23 protein-coding genes and 1 tRNA gene are annotated in these 21,862 nt (G+C 64.8%); 14 read left to right on the top strand and 10 right to left on the bottom strand.

Features of this window, described 5'->3' with window-relative positions; translation table 11 throughout:
• Window positions 1–6: 6 nt before the first annotated feature.
• The 5 genes from pssA to Ga0080574_RS07975 all read right to left on the bottom strand — a co-directional run bounded on the left by pssA (window position 7) and on the right by Ga0080574_RS07975 (window position 3,850).
• The gene (gene pssA / locus Ga0080574_RS07995) at window positions 7–762 is read right to left on the bottom strand and encodes a CDP-diacylglycerol--serine O-phosphatidyltransferase (protein ID WP_076696818.1); all 756 of its coding nucleotides are present in this window, start codon (window positions 760–762) and stop codon (window positions 7–9) included.
• On the bottom strand, window positions 752–1,432 hold the full coding sequence (locus tag Ga0080574_RS07990; RefSeq protein ID WP_076696816.1) for a phosphatidylserine decarboxylase: 681 nt from the start codon (window positions 1,430–1,432) through the stop codon (window positions 752–754). Before Ga0080574_RS07990 ends, pssA begins: the two co-directional genes overlap by 11 nt.
• A 76-nt stretch (window positions 1,433–1,508) precedes the next feature.
• The gene (locus Ga0080574_RS07985) at window positions 1,509–2,114 is read right to left on the bottom strand and encodes a glutathione S-transferase (RefSeq protein ID WP_076696813.1); all 606 of its coding nucleotides are present in this window, start codon (window positions 2,112–2,114) and stop codon (window positions 1,509–1,511) included.
• Window positions 2,115–2,216: 102 nt separating this feature from the next.
• Window positions 2,217–3,143: a tyrosine recombinase XerC gene (locus tag Ga0080574_RS07980; RefSeq protein WP_076696811.1), complete on the bottom strand. Its 927-nt coding sequence runs from the start codon at window positions 3,141–3,143 to the stop codon at window positions 2,217–2,219.
• On the bottom strand, window positions 3,140–3,850 hold the full coding sequence (locus Ga0080574_RS07975) for a DUF484 family protein (RefSeq protein ID WP_076696809.1): 711 nt from the start codon (window positions 3,848–3,850) through the stop codon (window positions 3,140–3,142). Before Ga0080574_RS07975 ends, Ga0080574_RS07980 begins: the two co-directional genes overlap by 4 nt.
• A gap of 214 nt (window positions 3,851–4,064) precedes the next feature.
• On the opposite strand from Ga0080574_RS07975, the gene Ga0080574_RS07970 reads away from it, so the two are divergent.
• Window positions 4,065–4,385, top strand: coding sequence for an antibiotic biosynthesis monooxygenase family protein (locus tag Ga0080574_RS07970; RefSeq protein WP_076696808.1), 321 nt, complete (start codon window positions 4,065–4,067; stop codon window positions 4,383–4,385).
• 52 nt (window positions 4,386–4,437) lie between these two features.
• Here the strand turns inward: Ga0080574_RS07970 and Ga0080574_RS07965 are convergent, their stop codons facing one another.
• On the bottom strand, window positions 4,438–5,133 hold the full coding sequence (locus Ga0080574_RS07965) for a winged helix-turn-helix domain-containing protein (protein ID WP_076696806.1): 696 nt from the start codon (window positions 5,131–5,133) through the stop codon (window positions 4,438–4,440).
• Window positions 5,134–5,403: 270 nt separating this feature from the next.
• Here Ga0080574_RS07965 and Ga0080574_RS07960 point away from each other — a divergent pair, with 270 nt between their 5' ends.
• Window positions 5,404–5,811 carry a universal stress protein gene (locus Ga0080574_RS07960; protein WP_076696804.1) on the top strand — a complete coding sequence of 136 codons (408 nt, stop codon included), beginning with the start codon at window positions 5,404–5,406 and terminating at the stop codon, window positions 5,809–5,811.
• Between the two features lie 19 nt (window positions 5,812–5,830).
• Here the strand turns inward: Ga0080574_RS07960 and Ga0080574_RS07955 are convergent, their stop codons facing one another.
• Window positions 5,831–6,409, bottom strand: a complete 579-nt coding sequence (locus Ga0080574_RS07955) for a hypothetical protein (RefSeq protein ID WP_076696802.1) — start codon at window positions 6,407–6,409, stop codon at window positions 5,831–5,833.
• Between the two features lie 170 nt (window positions 6,410–6,579).
• Between Ga0080574_RS07955 and Ga0080574_RS07950 the strand changes: the two genes are divergently transcribed.
• Both Ga0080574_RS07950 and tuf read left to right on the top strand, forming a co-directional pair.
• Window positions 6,580–7,224, top strand: coding sequence for a hypothetical protein (locus tag Ga0080574_RS07950; RefSeq protein ID WP_076696800.1), 645 nt, complete (start codon window positions 6,580–6,582; stop codon window positions 7,222–7,224).
• A gap of 232 nt (window positions 7,225–7,456) precedes the next feature.
• Complete coding sequence (gene tuf / locus Ga0080574_RS07945) at window positions 7,457–8,632, top strand: elongation factor Tu (protein ID WP_076696798.1); 1,176 nt, start codon at window positions 7,457–7,459, stop codon at window positions 8,630–8,632.
• A gap of 250 nt (window positions 8,633–8,882) precedes the next feature.
• Here tuf and Ga0080574_RS07940 read toward each other — a convergent pair whose 3' ends face one another.
• Together Ga0080574_RS07940 and Ga0080574_RS07935 are read right to left on the bottom strand one after the other, a co-directional pair.
• Window positions 8,883–9,131 (bottom strand): hypothetical protein, encoded by a 249-nt coding sequence (locus tag Ga0080574_RS07940; protein WP_076696796.1) that lies wholly within the window; start codon window positions 9,129–9,131, stop codon window positions 8,883–8,885.
• A 645-nt stretch (window positions 9,132–9,776) separates the two neighbouring features.
• On the bottom strand, window positions 9,777–10,025 hold the full coding sequence (locus Ga0080574_RS07935) for a hypothetical protein (protein WP_076696793.1): 249 nt from the start codon (window positions 10,023–10,025) through the stop codon (window positions 9,777–9,779).
• Window positions 10,026–10,413: 388 nt separating this feature from the next.
• Here Ga0080574_RS07935 and Ga0080574_RS07930 point away from each other — a divergent pair, with 388 nt between their 5' ends.
• Both Ga0080574_RS07930 and Ga0080574_RS07925 read left to right on the top strand, forming a co-directional pair.
• Window positions 10,414–11,406 (top strand): zinc transporter ZntB, encoded by a 993-nt coding sequence (locus Ga0080574_RS07930; RefSeq protein ID WP_076696791.1) that lies wholly within the window; start codon window positions 10,414–10,416, stop codon window positions 11,404–11,406.
• A gap of 56 nt (window positions 11,407–11,462) precedes the next feature.
• A tRNA-Trp gene (locus Ga0080574_RS07925) sits at window positions 11,463–11,538 on the top strand.
• A gap of 85 nt (window positions 11,539–11,623) precedes the next feature.
• On the opposite strand, the gene Ga0080574_RS07920 is transcribed toward Ga0080574_RS07925, so the two are convergent.
• Entirely contained in the window at window positions 11,624–12,175 is a 552-nt protein-coding gene (locus tag Ga0080574_RS07920) for a hypothetical protein (protein WP_076696789.1), read from the bottom strand.
• Between the two features lie 370 nt (window positions 12,176–12,545).
• Between Ga0080574_RS07920 and secE the strand changes: the two genes are divergently transcribed.
• From secE to rpoB, 8 genes are all read left to right on the top strand, one after another.
• Window positions 12,546–12,737, top strand: a complete 192-nt coding sequence (gene secE, locus Ga0080574_RS07915; RefSeq protein ID WP_076696787.1) for a preprotein translocase subunit SecE — start codon at window positions 12,546–12,548, stop codon at window positions 12,735–12,737.
• 169 nt (window positions 12,738–12,906) lie between these two features.
• Entirely contained in the window at window positions 12,907–13,437 is a 531-nt protein-coding gene (gene nusG, locus Ga0080574_RS07910; RefSeq protein WP_076696785.1) for a transcription termination/antitermination protein NusG, read from the top strand.
• Between the two features lie 99 nt (window positions 13,438–13,536).
• On the top strand, window positions 13,537–14,682 hold the full coding sequence (locus tag Ga0080574_RS07905; RefSeq protein WP_076696783.1) for a winged helix-turn-helix domain-containing protein: 1,146 nt from the start codon (window positions 13,537–13,539) through the stop codon (window positions 14,680–14,682).
• Window positions 14,683–14,856: 174 nt separating this feature from the next.
• Window positions 14,857–15,306, top strand: coding sequence for a 50S ribosomal protein L11 (gene rplK / locus Ga0080574_RS07900; protein WP_076696781.1), 450 nt, complete (start codon window positions 14,857–14,859; stop codon window positions 15,304–15,306).
• Between the two features lies 1 nt (window position 15,307).
• Window positions 15,308–16,006 (top strand): 50S ribosomal protein L1, encoded by a 699-nt coding sequence (gene rplA, locus Ga0080574_RS07895; protein ID WP_076696779.1) that lies wholly within the window; start codon window positions 15,308–15,310, stop codon window positions 16,004–16,006.
• Window positions 16,007–16,465: 459 nt separating this feature from the next.
• Window positions 16,466–16,984: a 50S ribosomal protein L10 gene (gene rplJ, locus Ga0080574_RS07890; RefSeq protein ID WP_076696777.1), complete on the top strand. Its 519-nt coding sequence runs from the start codon at window positions 16,466–16,468 to the stop codon at window positions 16,982–16,984.
• Between the two features lie 74 nt (window positions 16,985–17,058).
• A complete protein-coding gene (rplL, locus tag Ga0080574_RS07885; protein ID WP_076696776.1) occupies window positions 17,059–17,439 on the top strand; it encodes a 50S ribosomal protein L7/L12 in 381 nt (126 codons plus the stop codon).
• Between the two features lie 269 nt (window positions 17,440–17,708).
• A complete protein-coding gene (rpoB, locus tag Ga0080574_RS07880) occupies window positions 17,709–21,845 on the top strand; it encodes a DNA-directed RNA polymerase subunit beta (RefSeq protein ID WP_076696774.1) in 4,137 nt (1,378 codons plus the stop codon).
• Window positions 21,846–21,862: the final 17 nt, after the last annotated feature.

Below are 21,862 nucleotides of genomic sequence, written 5' to 3'. Positions count from 1 at the left end.
CCGCTGTCAGTCGTCCGTCTTCGCTCGCCGCCGGCGCGGCAGCATCACGATCACCGTGGCCACATAGGCCAGGCAGAAGAGCACCAGCGTGATCCAGGCATAGGTCACGGCGGCGGCCAGGGCAAAGGCCACGGCGACGAGGAAAAACTTGGCGTTCTTGCGCGGGATGCGGGTGGTCTTGAACGACCAGGTGGGGATGCGGCTGATCATCGACAGGCCGATCGCCACCATCCACAGCGCCAGCACCATATCCGGCAGGAACGGCCCCGAGGCGAAAGCGAAGCTGAGGAACATCGGCAGCATCACCAGCAGCGCGCCGGCGGGGGAGGGCACGCCGGTGAAATAGGCGTTGTCATGCGCCTTGTCCTCGGATTTGCGCTGCACGTTGAACCGCGCCAGACGCACCACCGCGCAGACCGCAAAGGTCAGCACTGCCAGCCAGCCAAAGCTGCGGCTGTCCTCCAGCGCCCAGGTATAGAGCAGAAAGCCCGGCGCCACGCCGAAATTCAGGAAATCCGCGAGGCTGTCGAGCTCCGCGCCCATGCCGCTTTCCGATTTCAGCGCGCGGGCGAGCCTTCCGTCCATGCCGTCGAGCACCGCCGCCAGCAGGATGAGCTGCACCGCATATTCGTAGGAGCCCTGAAGCCCCAGCCGGATCGCGGTCAGCCCGGCGCAGATCGCGATCACCGTCAGCATATTGGGCAGCAGCTGGATCAGGGTCAGCTTTTCCGTGCCGCGATCCGGTTTCGGCTCATCCGCCATGGCCGTCGCCTTCCGTCAGATCGGCGATCACCGTCTCGCCGGCGACCATGGTCTGCCCCAGCGAGACCTGCGGGGCCACACCGCGCGGCAGGTAGACATCGAGCCGCGAACCGAAGCGGATGAGGCCAAAGCGTTCGCCCCGGTCGAGCCAGTCGCCTTCCTTCTTCCACCACATGATGCGGCGCGCCACGAGCCCGGCGATCTGCACCACGGCGATCTCGCGCCCGTCCTGCATGCGGATGCGCAGCGCGTTGCGCTCATTGTCTTCCGACGCCTTGTCGAGCGAGGCGTTGAGGAACTTGCCGGGGCGATAGGCGAGGCGGATGAGCTCGCCGGCGACGGGCGCGCGGTTCACATGGCAGTTGAAGACCGACATGAAGACCGAGACCCGGGTCAGCGGCTCGGGCCCCATGCCCAGCTCGGCCGGCGGCACGGCGGGCTCGATCAGCGACACCACCCCGTCGGCGGGGCTGATGACAAGACCCTGGCGGTTGGGGGTGACGCGCTCGGGATCGCGGAAGAAATAATAGCACCAGATCGTGAGCCCGGTGCCGATCCAGCCCAGCGGTTCCCAGATCAGGAACAGCACCAGCGTGGCCACGGCGAAGGCGCCGACGAATTTGCGCCCCTCGGGGTGCATCGGTTTGAGGAAGGTGTCGCGCATCCGCATGGGCGGCGTCCTTTTTCATTGGGGCGGGTGGCCGGGGCTTACAGGCGCAGGGCCCTGTCTTGCAAGCCCCGCCGGCTCAGGCCTTGGGCGCGGTGGCCAGCATCGAGGGACGCTCGGCAAAGCCTGCGTACCAGCCGGCCAGCGCGTCGCGCCCGGTGCGCCACTGGCGGGCGTCGTGGCGGAAGTCGAGATAGCCGAGCGCGCAGCCGATGGCGATATGACCCATATCCATGCGACCGTTCAGGTGGCTCATCCAGCGGGTGTTGAGCGCGTCGAGGGCGCGGGAGACCTTGGTCCATTGGCCTTCGATCCACTCCATCGAGACCTTTTCCGTCGGGCGGAAACGCTCTTCGTAGATGATGAGTACGGCGGCGTCGAGGATACCGTCGGCGGTGGCCTCCAGCGTCAGCGTGTCCCAGATGCGGTTTTCGGGATAGAGCCCGGCCTCGGCGCGGTGATCGAGATAGCGGCAGATGACGCGGCTGTCATAGAGCGCCGGCGCGTCGGAGCGGATCAGCGCCGGGATCTTGCCGGTCGGATTGGCCGCGGCGACAGCCGGATGCGGTGCGAGCGGCGTGTTGTGCACGTCGATGGTCTCGACCTCGTCGATCTGGCCGGTTTCGTGCAGCGTGACGAGCACCTTGCGGACGAAGGGGGAGGCCGCGGATGTCAGGAGTTTCATGGCACCTGTCCTTTCAATTCGGCGCCAACCTAGGCGCGGCGGTCGGGGTCGGCAAATCTTTTCGAAAAGATTTGCAACGCCCTTGGAAGGGCGTTGTCCGCCTCAGCCTGCCTTGGGGTGCGTGGCCTCGTAGACCTTCATCAGATGCACCGTGTCGACCGAGGTATAGGCCTGGGTCGTCGACAGCGAGGCATGGCCCAGAAGCTCCTGAATCGCCCGCAGATCGCCGCCCGCCGCCAGCAAATGGGTGGCAAAGCTGTGGCGCATCGCATGCGGCGTGGCGGTGGCGGGCAGGCCGAGCTGCATCCGGGCCTTCTCGGTCACTTTCTGGATGAGGCGCGGGTTCAGCGCGCCGCCGCGCTTGCCGCGAAAGAGCGGCGCGTCGGGCGCCATCTCATGGGGGCAGAGCTGGAGATAGGTCGCGACGGCCGCGCGCGCCACCGGCAGTACCGGCACGATGCGCTCCTTGCCGCCCTTGCCGACAATGCGCAGCGTGTCGCCCATGGGCCAGTCGCGCCCCATGAGCCCCAGCGCCTCGGAGATCCGCAGCCCGCAGCCATAGAGCAGCGTCACCACCGCCGCGTCGCGGGCGCCGATCCAGCCGTCTGTGGCCTGCATGCTCACGCTGTCGATCATCGCGCGGGCGGCATCCTCGGCCAGCGGGCGGGGCAGTTTCTTCTGGAACTTGGGGGCGCGGGCGGAAAGCACGGCGGTGGGCTCGAACCCCTCGCGCTCGGCCAGCCAGCGGTAGAAGCTCTTCACCGCCGAAAGCTTGCGCGCCATCGAGCGCGGCGCGGCGCCGCTGCCGCGCAGATGCGCCATGAAGGCGCGCATGTCGGAGGTGGTCACCCGCGCCAGCGGCGCCAGCCCCTGCGGCTCGGCGTGATGCGCGGTGAGGAAGGCGATGAACTCCGCCACATCGGCGCGATAGGCGGTGACGGTGTTCTCGGCGGCGCCCTTCAGCGCCCGCGCGGCAGCGATCCAGCCCTCCAGCGCGTCGCGCGCGGCGGGCGAGATCTCCAGGCTCATGACAGCCAGCGCCGCATGGCGCGCTCGAACACCCCGGCGAAGAAGGCCAGCAGGTCGGTGCCCTGTTGCGGCGTGAACATATGCGGATCCTCCGAGCCCATGACCAGCAGGCCGGGCAGGCGACCGGCGCCGAAATCGAGCTTCAGGCAGGCCTCCGAGCGCATCCAGCCGGCTTTGTCGCCATAGATCCGCGCGTCGCCCTCGTGAAGCTGGCGCAGCGTGACCTGGCGCTGCGGCGCGCCGCTGCCGCCCGAGAGATACTCCTCGATAAAGCCGGGCTCGGCCACCGAGAGCACATCGCCCAGCCGCCGGATCGCCGGGTCGCTGTCGTTCTGCGCCGATTCCAGCACCAGCCGCACCATGTCGACCCTCAGGATATCGGCCACTTCCCCGCCGAGATCGTGGAGGAAAGGCTCGAAGGCGATGGGATCGAGCATGCGCAGGATGGCGCGGTGGATCTGGTTGGTGCCGGCGAGGTTCTCGTAGGCGGCGGCGATGACGCTGCGGTGGGTGTCCTCCAGCCGGTCGAGCCGGGATTCCAGCCGCTCCATCGCGATGCCGCGCAGATCGACGATATTGCCGCCCATTGACCGCTCGTTCGCGGCAATGAGCGCCTGCATCAGGTCGCGGTCGTCCAGGATCATGTCCGGGCGCGAGATGATCTCCTCGCGCAGGGTATCGGTGATCGTCTCAGGTGTGCTGCTCATGCCTGTCTCGTCTGTTCTTTTGCGCGATCCTAGCAGGTCGCGGGCGCGAATGCGCCGGTTTTTTCCGTTTGCCGGCCTGTTTCGCCGGGCTGTTGCGCTTGTGTCAAGCGCGCCGCCGGCGCGCGGCGGAAAGGCGCGGATTTCCCGCATATTTGGAAAGGTTTGGCGGAGCCGGCGTTCCGTGCCAGAGTGTTTGCGGGAACGGAGGAGAGCCATGCCAGAGATCACCAGCCCGAGCGCCTGTCAGACCGTCATCACCACATTCGAGACCACGCCCGGCACCTGCCAGGACCTGCTCGATGCGCTGCACGACGCCTATGAGAGCTTTATCTCGAAACAGCCCGGTTTCATCGCCGCGGGGCTGCATGTGAACGATGCGCAGACGCGCATCGCCAATTATTCGCAATGGACCCGGCGCGAGGATTTCCAGGCGATGCTGCGCAGCGCCGAGATGCGCAAGCGCAACCGCGACATCAACGAGCTGTGCCGCAGCTTCGAGCCGGTGATGTATGATGTGGAGGCGGTCTTCGGTTAGAACCGAACCGCCTGTAGGGTGGGCAATCCTGCCCACCACTCCTGTCTGAGCCTTACGCGGCCAGCGCCCGAAGCGCCTTGCGCCGCTCGGTGACTTCGAGCCGGTAGCCCGAGCCGCGCACCGTGTCGATGCGCAGCGCCTCGGCGACGCCGTTCAGATGGGTGCGCAGGTTGCACATATAGACGTCGAAGACCCGGGGCGCCGGCTCGTTCTCGAACCCGTAGACATGGTTGAGCAGCGCCTCGCGCGAGGCCAGCCGGCCCGAGCGCAGCGCGAGGAATTCGAGGATCTCGTAAAGCTTCGGCGAGAGCGACAGCGTCACCGTGCCCATATGCACGCGCCGTGCCTCCAGATCGAGGCTGAGCGGGCCGCATTCCAGCAGCGGATGTGCGATGCCGTGCGCGCGGCGGGCGACCGAGGCGAGCCGCGCCACCATCTCGGGCAGCGGCGTGGCCTCGTCGATCACCATATCGGCGCCGGAGGTCAGCCAGGCGGCGATCTGCTCGGGGCGGGGCTTGCGCGCGATCACGCAGATGGGGATGGCGGGCTGAAGCTCGCGCAGGCGGCTCAGCGAACTGTGCCGTTGCAGCAGCCCGGCGTCGATCACCGTCAGATCCTGTGCGCCGGTGCTGTGGAAATCCTCGATCTCCTCGCCGCTCTCGCAGCGGGTTTTCAGGGTGCCGCTGTCGGCCACGGCCTTCGACAGGCTCACCAGTTTCCAGCTCGTTTCGGCAATCAGATAGCGCATGGGCTCGCTCCTCGCTCTTGTTGTTCCGGTATGGTTCGGGACGGGGCGCGGCCGGGAATGCGGGCCGCCTTGCCTCGGCATCCGTGAGAGACGTTGCGCCGCAGGGGCGTGTCGGGGCGGATGCGGCGCGTTCTGCGGCCTGAGTTCGAAATTAGTGGCGGATTGTGCCTGAATTGTGATGGAAACCGGGCGCGTGCCGGGTGATATGAATCAAAGCGCGACCCGTTCGGATAGCGCAAACTGCCGGAAGGAGAGGAAAGGAGGCCGCCCATGTACAAAAAGATACTGGTGCCCATTGCATTCGACAGCGACGCCAAGGCGGAGGCGGCTGTGGCCGTTGCCCGCGAATTGGCGGATGACGATGCGACCATCACCTTGCTGCATGTGATGGAGCATATCCCCGGATACGCGATCAGCTACATGCCGCCGGATTACCTGGCGCAGTCGCGCGCCGCTGTGCAGTCGGAACTCGATGCCATGGCATCCAAGCTGGGCCATGCCACCGGGATCGTGGTCGAAGGCCATTCCGGTCGCACGATTCTAGATTACGCCGAGGATAACGGCACCGACCTGATCGTCATCGCCTCGCATCGTCCGGGGATGGGCGACCTGCTCATGGGCTCGACCGCCACGCAGGTGGTCCGTCACGCCAAATGCGCGGTGCATGTGCTGAGATGACAAACCGCCGGGCGGCGCGTCAGCGCGCCGCCTGCCGTTGCAGCCGCTTGCGGGCAAAGACCTCCTGTCGCGGCAGCCAGGGATAGCGCGTATCCTCCCGCACCGGCCCCCAGTAAAGCTTGCCGCCATTGCGCCAGGGGTCGAGCACGATCCCCTCATACATGCCGTCGCCGGGTGCGCTGACGATGACGGTGCTGTGTTCGATGCGCAGCGCGCTCTCGGAATTGGCGATGGCACGGTGCAGCTTCAGCGTCGTAAAGCCTTCCTGCCGCAGCCGCGCCTCCAGATCGTCGGCCCATTGATAGCAGAGCCCGCGCGGCTTGAGCCCCTGATTCACCTTGATATTGTGAATATAGGGCGCGTCCTCGATCTCGTAGGCCTGCGCCAGCCGGAGCGGGTATTCCAGCGACACGCGCGCGGCGCGGCTGGCCTCTTCGGGGGCGATCTCCGGGCCGAGCGAGCGGATCTCCTGCGCCAGCGCGGCGATCTCTGTCTCGCTGGGCGGTTGCAGCTCATGCGCCGGGGTGCCGGCGCAGCCGCCGACGGCCAGCGTGGCGACAAGCAGGAGGAGGGCTGCGAAAAATCTCGGAAGGGTCACGGGCGGTTGCGCTCTGTTTCGGTCTGTCGCCGGACTTTCCGCAAAGCGGCGGGGGATGGCAAGCCCGGGCAGCGGGCCGCTCGCGCCACCGTGAGCGAGGGCGTGCGATTGCGCCGGCGCCCATGCTGGGCTATCCCGGTGCGGATCCGCCACGACCCGAGAGAGGCCCCATGCCCCGTCTGATCCCCGCGCTCGGCCTTGTCCTGGGCCTTGCCGCCTGCGCCAATGGCCAGACCAACCTGCAAAAGCCTGTCGAGCCGCTGGGGAATTTCAAGCTCGGCCATGCCGAGGTGGTGGCGCCGAATATCGTCAAGGGGCCGGTCTCGCGCGAGGCGAGTGCCGAGGAATGGATCGCCGAGGTCGACAAGGCGCTGGAAGAGCGCTTTCGCCGGCATGAGGGCGACAAATATTATCATCTGGGCGTGAGCGTCGAGGGCTATGTCCTGGCGCAGCCGGGCATCCCGCTGGTCTTCAGCCCGAAATCGGCGCTGATCGTGCGGGTCACGGTCTGGGACGACGCGGCGGGCAAGAAGCTCAACGCCGAACCCGAGCAGATCACCGCGCTTGAAAGCTTCTCCGCCGAGACCGTGGTGGGCTCGGGTGTGACCCAGTCGAAGGCGGAGCAGATGCGCAATCTCTCGGCCAATGTGGCGTTGCAGATCGAGAAATGGATGCGCCGCATGCAGAAGGAAGAAGGCTGGTTCGGCGGGCTCGAGGCCAATCCGCCCGCCGCGCCGGAGGCTGCTGCGGAAACGCCCGCCGGGGACGCGGTAGAGGATTCGCCCCCAGAGGCAGAGGCCGAAGACGCGGCCTGATATCGGCGCCCCGGCCCGCGCCGGGGATTCGGGCGGCAATACGGCAATAAGCCCCTGTCATCAGGGTTTTGCCTTTCTTGCCGGGCCTCTGTTGTGTGCCGGTCGCCACGCCCGGCCTCTCGCGCCGTCAGGCGCATCAATCGCTTGATTTTCCCGTTGCAAGACACTAAACGGCCCGCGATGCGAAACCGGGTCAGTTGGGGCCCCTGAAAAGGCGAGGCGTCTTTACAAGATGGCAAAGGAAAAGTTTGAGCGCGGCAAACCGCACTGCAACATCGGCACGATCGGTCACGTTGACCACGGCAAGACGACGCTGACGGCGGCGATCACGAAGTATTTCGGTGACTTCCGCGCCTACGACCAGATCGACGGCGCGCCGGAAGAGAAAGCCCGCGGCATCACGATCTCGACCGCTCACGTGGAGTACGAGACCGAAAACCGTCACTACGCCCACGTCGACTGCCCCGGCCACGCCGACTATGTGAAGAACATGATCACCGGCGCCGCGCAGATGGACGGCGCGATCCTGGTGGTGAACGCCGCCGACGGCCCGATGCCGCAGACCCGCGAGCACATCCTGCTCGGCCGTCAGGTGGGCATCCCCGCCATGGTGGTGTTCCTCAACAAGGTCGACCAGGTGGACGACGAGGAACTGCTCGAGCTGGTCGAGATGGAAGTGCGCGAGCTGCTCTCCGAATACGACTTCCCGGGCGACGACGTTCCGATCATCGCGGGCTCGGCGCTTGCGGCGATGGAAGGCCGCGATCCGGAAATCGGCGAGAACAAGATCAAGGAACTGATGGCCGCTGTGGATGAGTACATCCCGCAGCCCGAGCGCGCTGTCGACCAGCCGTTCCTGATGCCGATCGAAGACGTGTTCTCGATCTCGGGCCGCGGCACCGTGGTCACCGGCCGTGTGGAGCGTGGCGTTGTGAACGTCGGCGACGAACTGGAAATCGTCGGCATCCGCGACACCCGGAAGACCACCTGCACCGGTGTGGAAATGTTCCGCAAGCTGCTCGACCGCGGTGAAGCCGGCGACAACATTGGCGCGCTGCTGCGCGGCATCGACCGTGACGGCGTCGAGCGTGGCCAGGTTCTCTGCAAGCCGGGCTCGGTGAAGCCGCACACCAAGTTCGAGTGCGAGGTCTACATCCTGACCAAGGACGAGGGTGGCCGTCACACGCCGTTCTTTGCGAACTACCGTCCGCAGTTCTACTTCCGCACGACGGACGTGACCGGCACCGTGACGCTGCCCGAGGGCACCGAGATGGTGATGCCGGGCGACAACCTTAAGTTCACGGTTGAGCTGATCGCGCCGATCGCCATGGAAGACGGCCTGCGCTTCGCCATCCGCGAAGGCGGCCGCACCGTCGGCTCCGGCGTCGTCTCCAAGATCCTCGAGTAAGGCGGGTCTCCCGCCCTTTTGGGGCGCGGTTCCAGAGACATCGAAAGGCCGGGTGGATCCGTTCCACCCGGCCTTTTCTTTTGCACTGTCGGGGCGCGCTGAGGCCCCGGACCGTGCCCGGGGCGGGGGACGCTGCCGGGGCGTTGGACAAAAGATAAGGGGCGCCTCGTCGGCGCCCCTTATCGTGTCAGGCTGTCGGGCCTGTCCGCAGGGAGCTGGCCTTGGCCGGGCTCCCTGCGGCGCACTGCGCTCATTGGTAGTTGTGGATCAGAGCTTCGGCAGCGGCCTTCGTGTTGCCTGCGCCGTTTTCTTCCTGCACCGCCTGGTACACGGCAACGGCTTCGGCGTTGCTGAGGGCCGAGACATTGGCCTCGGGTGCGATGCGCGTCAGAGCGGCACGGGCTGCGTCGCCGGTGCTGTAGGTCTGGGCCGAAGCGGCGCCGGCAAAGGCGGAGGCGGCGGTGACAGCGGCGGCGGTGAGTGCGATAAAGCGGTTCATTTTCTTTCCTTCCATTACATGTCTGAAGCTCCGTTTCGGAGCGCTTTGTGTCCCGTCCGTTTCGTCTCGGGATGACAGAGATATCGTTATGCATCAGGCGATTAGCAAATCACGCGAGCGGTCACGGCGGGTCGCGACTTTGTGCACTGGAACGTGAGTGAGACCTGCCCAAAGCCTGCTGGCCGCTGCCGAAACCCCACGAAATAAAGGGTTTCAGCGAGGGCCGGTCGGGCGCACTGGCGCGAGGAGGATGTGAGATCAGGGCGTTTCCGAACGCTATGAGGGGTGTCGCAGGCCTGTTGTGCAGTTTTGAACATGGCGGTTTTCGCCGGAAACGCCCCAGCGACGCCCCTCGAGAGCGGAGCGCCGGTGCGTTTGGCAGGCGGCTACAGGCGCGCCGACGCCGTTGGCGCACGCAGACATGCGCCCGGAGACGCCGGGCGTGAGAAGGACTGACAAGGGCTTGGGGGGGGCATTGTGCAGCTTCGGCCAAGATTGGGCGGCGCAAGGGCGGCAGCACCGCTGAACGAAAACGGCTGCGGACAAAATTCAAGGGGCGCCTCGTCGGCGCCCCTTATCGTGTCAGGCTGTCGGGCCTATCCGCAGGGAGCTGGCGCTGGCCGGGCTCCCTGCGGGGTTCCGCACTCATTGGTAGTTGCGGATCATGGCTTCGGCAGTGGCTTTGGCATTACCTGCGCCGGTTTCTTCCTGCACCACCTGGTACACGGCAACGGCTTCGGCATTGCTGAGGGCCGAGACATTGGCCTCGGGAACGATGCGCGACAGAGCGGCACGGGCTGCGTCGCCGGTGCTGTAGGTCTGAGCGGAGGCAGCGCCTGCAACGGCGGAGGCTGCGGTCACGGCAGCGGCGGTGAGTGCGATAAAGCGTTTCATGTTTCTTTCCTTCCTTAAACTGATCAAAGCACCTTTGCGGTGCGTGTCCATCCCGTCCGTTTCGTGGCGGGACACCCGTGATATCGTTTCGGATCAGGGGATTAGCAAATCACGCGGGCGCTCACAGCGGATCGCGAAAACGTGTATTTGACTGTGATCGGAAGACTTCCTATGGGCCGTCGGAAACGTCGAAAATAACAGAAAAATGACAGACTGCCGGGGCCGCGTGTCGCAGGGATGAGCGTATTCCGCGTGAGCGAGAGGTATCTAATCACCCTAAACTGTTTAGTGCAGATTGAGTGTGCAGTGATGCACAAGCCAATAAAGGCTGGGTATGGACCGTGCGAAAGCCGCTTGCGCGCCGGCGGGGTGCGGATATTCTCCGGCTATGCAGGAGCTGGCCCCCCGTTTCGACGATGTGATTCAGACCGGTTTCGCGCTGAACGGCGACGGGCGCGGCAAGGCGCTGAGCCCGGGTGAGGCGCCGGCGCTGCTGCGCGGCGAAGAGCTGGGTTGGGTGCATCTGCGCGCCCACCATCCGGACACGCCGGCCTGGATCGTGGAAAACCTGTCCTATCTCGATCCCACGATCATCGACGCTCTGGTTGCCGAGGAAACCCGCCCGCGCGTCACCCGGGTGGGCGAAGGGCTGATCGTGATCCTGCGCGGCATCAACACGGTGGCGGGCGAGGATCCCGAGGACATGGTCTCGGTGCGGCTCTGGATCGACCCGCGCCGCATCGTCAGCCTGTCGCGCCGCCCGGTGCGCGCGATCGAGGATATCGCGGCGGAACTGGCGGCGGGCCATGGGCCGGACGATTGCGCGGGCTTCCTGGTCGCGCTGGTGGAGCGGCTGACCTATCGGATCGAGTCTTTCTGGACGGGCATCGACGACGAGGCCGACGACCTGGAGGAGGCGGTTCTTGACGGTGCGGAGAAAGAGCTGCGCGGCCAGCTTGTCGAACTCCGCCGCCGGGCGATCATCCTGCGGCGCTATCTGCAACCCCAGCGCGATGCGCTGCGCGGTCTTCAGGCGGCGCACCCGGGCTGGCTGGAGCCGGACGACCTGCGCCATCTCGCCGAGGAGCTGGATGCGCTGGAACGGGTGGTGGAGGATGCCGACGCGATGCGCGAGCGCATGGCGCTGGTACGCGACGAGCTGACGGGCCAGCAATCGGAGCGGCTGAACCGCAATATGTACATGATCTCGATTCTCTCGGCGCTGTTTCTGCCGCTGGGCTTCCTCACTGGTTTGTTCGGAATCAACCTGGCCGGCATGCCCGGCGCGGCGCATCCCGGGGCGTTCTGGATCTTTGTTGGCGGTCTTGCGGTGGTGGTCACACTGCAACTCGCGATCCTGCGGCGATTGCGCTGGATTTGAGGCCGTTTTCCCGCTTGCAATGGCGCGCGCCCTTTCGTACACGGGAGCCCGGCCTTAGGGGTATAGCTCAGCTGGTAGAGCGACGGTCTCCAAAACCGTAGGTCGCGGGTTCGAACCCTGCTGCCCCTGCCATCATCCTGCCATAAGCAAAAATGCGGCGATAAGGCACGCAAAAGGGCCGCGGCGAACCGCGGCCCTTGCCTTGAATGGTCAAGATTTACGACATGATCCGCTCGATGTCGCTCTTCTTCTCGCTGTCGCTCGAGTCGCCGTAGAGCGCGGCGCGGAGGTCATCGACCTGACCGGTCGTCAGCACGCTGTAGTCGGCTTCCGGGACGAGCTCTTCAAGTGCGCTCACCTCGCCGGTGGTCAGGTTCGGAGCTGCGTCCTTCATCGAGTCGACGATCTGCACGCGGGTCTCGGCCGGATCTTCGCTTTCGCTTACCAGGGCCACGACGCGCTCACGCTCTGCGCTCGACATCTCGTCCAGGCGCCACTCCGGGATGTAGACCTGAAGCTCTTCCTCGACGGCAACGGATGCCGACGGGTTGTCCGCCTGTGCGATGTCCTCGATCTGCGAACGCTTCTCGGTGTCGCTCACGCCGCTGTTGGCGACGGCGAACATCTCGGTGACCTGATCGTCGGTCAGCGCTTCGAAATTGGCATCCGGATAATAGGTGGTGATCGCATTCATTTCGGCTTCGCTTGCGGCGAAGGCGCTGGTTGCGACGATGGTGCTCAGGGCGGTTGCGGTCAGAAGGCGTTTCATAATGACGTTCCTTTCTTTCTTCGGTTCCTCTCGCCGAGGCGTCGGGTGCCTCGTGCTTCCTGGCGACACAACAGCGATCGCGGCGGCTTGGTTCCGACCCGAAAACGGCCAATTTCGATGTTTTAACCCATTGCCATGGATGAGTTTTCCTCCAACGCGCCCGCAAACGCCGAAGGCCGCGAAAGGTTGCCGGGAAAATTGCGCCCTGGCGTCAGAGTTTCGTGAAATCCGCTCGCAGCAGGGTGAGGCGCGCGTGACGTTGCGGTGATCGCGCGCGCGGGAGGGACGCAAGCCGGGTGCAAGACTTGCCAGCGGAGGGCTCTCTGCGTATATCGCCCGAAACCCGCACGGAAACGGAAAGCAGGCGGCAATGGCCAATCCCATCCAGTTCATCCAGCAGACCCGGGCCGAGATCGGCAAGATCGTCTGGCCCACGCGCCGCGAAGTGATGCTCACCACGGTCACCGTCTTTATCATGGCGGCGCTCACCGCGGCCTTCTTTGCGCTGGTCGATATCCTGATCCGCGGCGGCCTTCAGGGGCTGCTGTCGATGTTCGGCTAGGCGTAACGGCCTGAAGCCCGGTCTGCCTCTTGAAATCGCAGGGGCAGGGGGGTAGTGAGCGACACACTTTCCTCAGACGGGCGTGCAGCGATTCGAGTTGCACGCCGGTTTTCGTTTGGGGCAGGACGATGCCGGCAGAGACCGGCTGAGAGATTGGAAGAGGGGCCAGATGGCAAAGCGGTGGTACTCGGTCAGCGTTCTGTCGAACTTCGAGAAGAAGATCGCGGAACAGATCCGGCAGTCTGTCGAAGAGCAGGGGCTGGAAGACCAGATCGACGAGGTTCTGGTGCCCACCGAGGAAGTGATCGAGGTGCGCCGTGGCAAGAAGGTCGCCACCGAGCGCCGCTTCATGCCCGGTTATGTGCTGGTCCATATGGAGATGTCGGATCAGGGCTATCACCTGGTCAACTCGATCAACCGGGTGACCGGGTTCCTCGGTCCGCAGGGGCGCCCGATGCCGATGCGCGATGCCGAGGTCGAGGCGATTCTGGGCCGTGTGCAGGAAAGCGACGAGGCGCCGCGCACGCTCATCCATTTCGAGGTGGGCGAGAAGGTCAAGGTCAACGACGGCCCGTTCGAGGGCTTCGACGGCATGATCGAGAGCGTCGACGACGACAATCAGCGCCTGCGTGTGGCGGTGTCGATCTTCGGCCGGGAAACCCCGGTCGAGCTGGAATACACACAGGTCTCGAAAGAGTAAGAGACCTGCCGTGTGCGCGAACGTGCCCCGTCGGAGCCATCCGGCGGGGCTTTTGTTTGGCCGGTTGCCAATTCCGCCGCGATTGGCGAAAGCTGCGGCATGGCTGCCCCCGCTCCCCTCCGTATCGCCAATGTTGATGCCCGCCGGCTCTGGCTCGCCTCTCACGGGCTGAGCGCCGCGCCCTCCGGCGCCGATGCGCTGCGGGTCATTCGCGATCTGGGCTTCGTGCAGCTCGACACGATCCAGGTGGTCTCGCGCGCGCATCATCATATCCTGTGGTCGCGGGCGCAGTCCTATCGCGAGCCGATGCTCGACAGGCTGCTGCGCAAGCGGCAGGTCTTCGAGCATTTCACCCATGATGCCTCCGTCCTGCCGATGGAGATGCTGCCGCTCTGGCGCCGGCAATTCGACCGGATGAAGCAAAAGGTCGGCGGGTCGTGGTATGTGGGCATCGCCTCGGAGGAGCTGACGCAGGAGATCCTGACCCGCATCCGCGAGGAGGGGCCGCTCTGCACCCGCGATTTCGACACGGTGGTGGAAAAGCGCGCCATGTGGCAGCGCCCGCCGCACAAGAAGGCGCTCGACTATCTCTGGTATGCCGGGGTGCTTGCGACCTGTCATCGCGAGGGGGTCGTCAAGTATTACGACCTTGCGGAGCGGATCTTTCCCGAGGTCGAGCTGCTGTCCGACGAGGCGCAGATCGACGGGCTGTGCGACGCGGCGCTGGATCGCCTGGGCTTTGGCACGCTGGGCGAGCTGCGCAAGTTCTGGGATGCCACCGAGGTTGCCGAGGTGGCGGCCTGGTCTGAGCGCCGCCAGCCGCTGCCGGTCGAGATCGAGGGCGCCGATGGCCGCTGGACCAAGGCTGTGGCCTGCCCCGACATCGAAGAGCGTCTGGAGGCTGCGCCCGCGCCCGGCGGGCGGCTGCGCCTGCTGAACCCGTTCGATCCGGCGATCCGCGATCGGGTGCGTTTGAAACGCCTGTTCGGCTTCGACTACACGGTCGAGATGTTCGTGCCGGAGGCGAAGCGGCAATGGGGCTATTACATCTATCCGCTGCTCGAAGGGGATCGTTTCGTCGGGCGGATCGAGGCCAAGGGCGACCGCAAGACCGGGCTGCTGAGCGTGACCAATCTCTGGTGGGAGGCGGGGGTGCGCCCCTCCAAGGCGCGCGAGGCGCGGCTCGATGCCGAGCTGGCGCGGTTCGCAAGGCTTGCCTGTCTGGCAGAGGTGCGCCGGGGCTGACGCGCCTTGCCAAGTTGCGCCATGCGCGGTAAAGGGCGCGCTCGTGGCCTTCCGATGCGAGTCGGGGGTGTCGCGTTCGTGGGAGGCGAGGGCATCGCGATGTCCGGACCAGACCACGCCACATGAACATCCCGGCGACGCGTCGTCAGGGAAGATGGAACAGGAGATTCGCCGATGGCCAAGAAGCTCGCCGGCAAGATGAAGCTGCAGATCCCTGCAGGCAAAGCCAACCCCTCGCCGCCCGTGGGCCCCGCCCTGGGTCAGCGCGGCATCAACATCATGGAATTCTGCAAGGCGTTCAACGCCAAGACGCAGGAAATGGAGCCCGGCGCGCCGTGCCCGACCGTGATCACCTACTATCAGGACAAGTCCTTCACCATGGACATCAAGACGCCGCCCGCGTCTTACTACCTGAAGAAGGCTGCCGGTCTGAAGCCCGTGGGCAAGCGGAACCGCCCGCGCGGTGCTGAGAACCCCGGTCGCGAGACCGTTGCCACCGTGACCACCAAGCAGGTGCGCGAGATCGCCGAGGCCAAGATGAAGGACCTCAGCGCGAACGACGTCGAAGCGGCAATGCAGATCATCCTTGGCTCCGCCAAGTCCATGGGCATCGAGGTGAAGTAAGATGGCAAAGCTCGGAAAACGTACCCGCGCCGTCCGCGAAGCCTTTGTCGGCAAGGAAAACCTGACCGTCGAGGAAGCCGTTGCGCTCGTCAAGTCGTCGGCCAGCGCCAAGTTCGACGAAACCGTAGAGATCGCGATGAACCTGGGTGTCGACACCCGTCACGCCGACCAGATGGTCCGTGGCGTGATCGGCCTGCCGAACGGCACCGGCAAGACCATGCGCGTCGCCGTGTTCGCCCGTGGCCCGAAGGCCGAGGAAGCTCAGGCCGCAGGGGCCGACATCGTGGGCGCCGAAGACCTGATGGAAACCATCCAGGGCGGCACCATCGAGTTCGACCGCTGCATCGCGACCCCGGACATGATGCCGATCGTCGGTCGTCTGGGCAAAGTGCTCGGCCCGCGCAACCTGATGCCGAACCCCAAGGTCGGCACGGTGACCATGGATGTCGCTCAGGCCGTCAAGGACGCCAAGGGCGGTCAGGTCCAGTTCCGCGCTGAAAAGGGCGGTGTGGTCCATGCCGGCGTCGGCAAAGCCTCCTTCGACGAAGCCAAGCTGGTCGAGAACGTCCGCGCCTTCGTCAGCGCGGTTGCCAAGGCCAAGCCGGCTGGCGCCAAGGGCACCTATATGCAGAAGATCTCGCTCAGCTCCACCATGGGCCCGGGCGTGACTGTCGACGTGGCCAACGCCGCGACCGAGTGATCCTCTGCGATCAGTGATTTTGGGAAGGGCGGGCCTGCGGGTCCGCCCTTTTTGCATTGGCTTTTTGCATTGAGCGGCGTGTTTGCCTCGCCGGTATGAGCGGTTTTGTGACAGCCCTGGCGATGCAAGTGGACGGACTCGCCGCGATCTGCGACACTCGTGCGAGGTATTTCCAGCCGGTGCCCGCGCCCGTGATCGTATCCGGGCTTGGCACAGCGCCCAAAAGCCGGTATCCGGACCCCCTGAGGGTTTCCGCGTGATTCGTGGCGACCCTCTCATTCGTCCGAGACGGTGGGTTGGAGCAATCCTGTAATTCCTGCCCGAGACGGGAAGAGACATACGTTCCGGACCTATGTGTTCCGGCGACGCGATGCGACGACCCGATCGGACCTTGTCGTCCGGGCTTGCCCGGACAGAACCGAGCCGGAGGGGTCGCCCCTCCACAACTGGAGTGAAACTGTGGATAGAGCCCAGAAAGAGAAAGTGGTCGAGGAACTCGGCCAGATCTTCGAAAGCTCTGGCGTCGTGGTGGTATCCCGCTACGAGGGTCTCACGGTTGCCGAGATGACGGACCTGCGGGCGCGCGCGAGCGCGGCCGAGACTTCGGTTCGCGTCGCCAAGAACAGGCTCGCCAAGATCGCCCTTGAGGGAACGCCGAGCGAGAGCATCGCGCAATATCTCGAGGGCATGACCGTTCTCACCTTCTCCGAAGACCCCGTGGCAGCCGCCAAGGTGGTCGAGGATTTCGCCAAGGACAACAAGAAGTTCGAAATCCTTGGCGGGACGATGGGTGGTGCGGCTCTGGACCGGGCCGGTGTCGAGGCCGTGTCGAAAATGCCGTCGCGCGAGGAGCTCATCGCTTCCATCGCCGGCTGTATCGGCGCACCCGCTTCGAACATCGCCGGTGCGATTGGCGCCCCTGCTTCGAACATCGCCTCCATCCTTTCCACCATCGAGGAAAAGGCCGAGGCGGCGTAACGCGCAGTCAAGAGACACTCGTGGGGTTGCAAACCCGCACGTTGGAACACATCTAGAGAAACGGAAAACGCAAAATGGCTGATCTTAAAGCACTTGCAGAGCAAATCGTCGGTCTGACGCTGCTCGAAGCCCAGGAACTGAAAACCATCCTCAAAGACGAGTACGGCATCGAGCCCGCCGCTGGCGGCGCGGTCATGATGGCTGGCCCGGCAGCCGGTGGCGAAGCCGCCGCTGAAGAGGAAAAAACCGAATTCGACGTGATCCTCAAGTCGGCTGGCGACAAGAAGATCAACGTGATCAAGGAAGTCCGCGGCATCACCGGCCTGGGCCTGAAAGAAGCCAAAGAGCTGGTGGAAGCCGGCGGCAAGGCTGTCAAAGAAGGCGTCTCCAAGGACGAAGCCGAAGAGATCAAGAAAAAGCTCGAAGAAGCAGGCGCGGAAATCGAGCTCAAGTAAGTGCGGTTCCCCCGGAACTGTCACGGCGCCGGGATCGCCCCGGCGCGCTGACCTTACAAGGCTGGGTCCGGGCTCTCCCGGGCCCAGCCGAACCCGTCTCAGAGAGGCCCTTCGCGCAAGGGCTTTTCTAAGGCAGGTTCCAGGATCGGGAGGCCCTTGGTGGGACAGGGGCCAGGAATGGATCGGAACAATTGTCGTCTCGGATGGATGTGCCGCTGGTGCCCGACAGCATGCGCGTCCGGTGAGAAGCTGAAAAGGTGAACAGACCTATGGCGCAAAGTTTCCTTGGCCAGAAACGTCTTCGCAAATATTACGGCAAAATTCGTGAGGTTCTGGAGATGCCGAACCTCATCGAGGTTCAGAAATCCTCCTACGAACTCTTCCTGAAATCCGGCGACCAGCTCGAGCCCATGGATGGCGAGGGCATCAAGGGCGTGTTCCAGTCGGTCTTTCCGATCAAGGATTTCAACGAGACCGCTGTTCTGGAATTCGTCGATTACGAGCTTGAAAAGCCGAAATACGACGTCGAGGAATGCATGCAGCGCGACATGACCTACAGCGCCCCGCTGAAGGTCACCCTGCGCCTCATCGTGTTCGATATCGACGAGGATACCGGCGCCAAATCGGTGAAGGACATCAAGGAACAGGACGTGTTCATGGGCGACATGCCGCTCATGACGCCGAACGGCACGTTCATCGTGAACGGCACCGAGCGGGTCATCGTTTCCCAGATGCACCGTTCGCCGGGCGTGTTTTTCGACCATGACAAGGGCAAGACGCACAGCTCGGGCAAGCTGCTCTTCGCCTGCCGCATCATTCCCTATCGCGGCTCGTGGCTCGATTTCGAATTCGACGCCAAGGATATCGTCTTCGCGCGCATCGACCGCCGCCGCAAGCTGCCGGTGACGACGCTGCTCTACGCTCTTGGTCTCGACCAGGAAGCGATCATGGACGCCTATTACAAGACGGTCGATTACACCCTGCGCCGCGGCGAGGGCTGGGTCACCAAGTTCTTCCCCGAGCGGGTGCGCGGCACGCGTCCGACCCACGATCTCGTGGATGCGGATACCGGCGAGATCATCGCCGAGGCCACCAAGAAGGTCACCCCGCGCGCGGTCAAGAAGCTGATCGACGAGGGCAAGGTCGAGAACCTGCTGGTGCCCTTCGACCAGATCGTCGGCAAGTTCGTCGCCAAGGACATCATCAACGAAGAGACCGGCGCCATCTATGTGGAAGCCGGTGACGAGCTGACCTGGACCGTTGACAAGGATGGTGAGGTGACCGGCGGTTCGCTGAAAGAGCTGCTGGACGCGGGCATCACCGATATCCCGGTGCTCGACATCGACAACATCACCGTGGGCCCGTACATGCGGAACACCATGGCGCAGGACAAGAACATGGACCGCAACAGCGCGCTCATGGATATCTACCGCGTCATGCGTCCGGGCGAGCCGCCCACCGTCGAGGCCGCCTCGTCGCTCTTCGACACGCTGTTCTTCGACAGCGAGCGTTACGACCTCTCGGCCGTGGGCCGGGTGAAGATGAACATGCGTCTGGCGCTCGAAAAGCCCGACACCCAGCGCACGCTGGACCGCGAGGATATCGTGGCCTGCATCAAGGCGCTGGTGGAGCTGCGCGACGGCAAGGGTGAGGTGGACGACATCGACCACCTCGGCAACCGTCGTGTCCGTTCCGTCGGCGAGCTGATGGAAAACCAGTACCGCGTCGGCCTGCTGCGCATGGAGCGCGCGATCAAGGAGCGTATGTCCTCGGTCGAGATCGACACGGTGATGCCGCAGGATCTGATCAACGCCAAGCCCGCGGCTGCCGCCGTGCGTGAGTTCTTCGGTTCCTCGCAGCTGTCGCAGTTCATGGACCAGACCAACCCGCTGTCGGAAGTGACCCACAAGCGCCGCCTCTCGGCGCTTGGGCCGGGCGGTCTGACCCGCGAGCGTGCCGGCTTCGAGGTGCGCGACGTGCACCCGACCCACTATGGCCGCATGTGCCCGATCGAGACGCCGGAAGGCCCGAACATCGGTCTCATCAACTCGCTGGCGACCTTTGCGCGCGTGAACAAATACGGGTTCATCGAAACCCCGTATCGCGTGGTCAAGGAAAGCCAGGTGACGGACGAAGTGCATTACATGTCCGCCACCGAGGAGATGCGCCACACGGTCGCCCAGGCAAACGCGACGCTGGACGAGAACGGCGAATTCATCAACGAGATGGTCAACACCCGCCAGTCGGGCGATTACACCCTCGCCCCGCGCGAGTCGGTGGACCTGATCGACGTGTCGCCGAAACAGCTGGTCTCGGTCGGGGCCTCGCTGATTCCGTTCCTCGAAAACGACGACGCCAACCGCGCGCTGATGGGCGCCAACATGCAACGTCAGGCCGTGCCGACGCTGCGCTCCGAGGCGCCGCTGGTGGGCACCGGGATCGAGGGCAAGGTCGCCATCGACTCCGGCGCCGCGATCCAGGCGCATCGCGCGGGCATCGTCGACCAGGTCGATGCGCAGCGGATCGTGATCCGCGCCACCGCCGATCTGGAACTGGGCGATGCCGGTGTGGATATCTACCGGATGCGCAAGTTCCAGCGCTCGAACCAGAACACCTGTATCAACCAGCGTCCGCTGGTGAAGGTGGGCGACACGGTCGGCAAGGGCGAGGTCATCGCGGACGGCCCGTCGACGGATATGGGGGAACTGGCGCTCGGTAAGAACGTCATCGTCGCCTTCATGCCCTGGAACGGTTACAACTACGAGGACTCGATCCTGATCTCCGAGCGCATCGCGCGTGACGACGTGTTCACCTCGATCCATATCGAGGAATTCGAAGTTGCCGCTCGCGACACCAAGCTCGGGCCGGAAGAGATCACCCGCGACATCCCGAACGTCGGCGAGGAAGCGCTGCGCAACCTCGACGAGGCGGGCATCGTCTATATCGGTGCCGATGTGGAGCCGGGCGACATTCTTGTGGGCAAGATCACGCCGAAGGGCGAAAGCCCGATGACGCCGGAAGAAAAGCTTCTGCGCGCCATCTTCGGCGAGAAAGCCTCCGACGTGCGCGACACCTCGCTGCGGGTCAAGCCGGGCGATTACGGCACCGTTGTGGAAGTGCGGGTCTTCAACCGGCACGGCGTCGAGAAAGACGAGCGTGCGTTGCAGATCGAGCGCGAGGAAGTCGAACGTCTGGCCCGTGACCGGGACGACGAGCTGGCGATCCTCGACCGCAACATCTATGCCCGCCTGCACGACCTGATCCTCGGCAAGACCGCGGTGAAGGGGCCGAAGGGCGTGCGCCCGAACAGCGAGATCACCGAAGAGCTGCTCGGCACGCTGTCGCGCGGCCAGTGGTGGCAGCTGGCGCTGGAGGAAGAGTCCGACGCGCAGATCATCGAGGCGCTGCACGAGCAGTACGAGGCGCAGAAGCGCCAGCTCGACGCGCGGTTCGAGGACAAGGTCGAGAAGGTCCGCCGCGGCGACGACCTGCCGCCGGGCGTGATGAAGATGGTCAAGGTCTTTGTCGCGGTGAAGCGCAAGCTTCAGCCGGGCGACAAGATGGCCGGTCGCCACGGCAACAAGGGGGTGATCTCCCGCGTCGTTCCGATGGAGGACATGCCCTTCCTCGAGGACGGCACGCCGGTCGACTTCTGCCTCAACCCGCTGGGTGTGCCCTCGCGGATGAATGTCGGTCAGATCCTTGAAACCCACATGGGCTGGGCGTCGCGCGGCCTGGGCATCAAGATCGACGAGGCGCTTCAGGACTATCGCCGCTCCGGCGATCTGACGCCGGTACGCGAAGCCATGCGCATCGCCTATGGCGACGAGGTCTATGAAGAAGGCATCGCCGAGATGGACGAAGGCCAGTTGGTGGAAGCCGCGGGCAACGTGGTGCGCGGCGTGCCGATCGCCACGCCGGTCTTCGATGGTGCCAAGGAAGCCGATATCGACGACGCACTGACGCGGGCAGGGTTCGACTCCTCGGCCCAGTCGCGCCTCTTCGATGGGCGCACCGGCGAGGAATTCGCACGGAAGGTGACGGTGGGTGTGAAATACCTGCTGAAGCTGCACCACCTGGTCGACGACAAGATCCACGCACGCTCCACCGGCCCGTACTCGCTCGTCACCCAGCAGCCGCTGGGCGGCAAGGCGCAGTTCGGCGGTCAGCGGTTCGGGGAGATGGAGGTCTGGGCTCTGGAAGCCTATGGCGCCGCCTATACCCTGCAGGAAATGCTGACCGTGAAGTCGGATGACGTGGCGGGCCGGACCAAGGTCTATGAAAGCATCGTCAAGGGCGAGGACAATTACGAGGCGGGCGTTCCCGAGAGCTTCAACGTGCTCGTGAAGGAAGTCCGCGGCCTCGGCCTGAACATGGAACTCCTGGACGCGGAGGAGGACGAGTAACGAAGAATTTTCGTCGA

Origin of the sequence: Salipiger abyssi (assembly GCF_001975705.1) — a bacterium.
GTDB classification, from domain to species: domain Bacteria; phylum Pseudomonadota; class Alphaproteobacteria; order Rhodobacterales; family Rhodobacteraceae; genus Salipiger; species Salipiger abyssi.
This window is presented reverse-complemented; position numbering and strand designations above follow the sequence as displayed.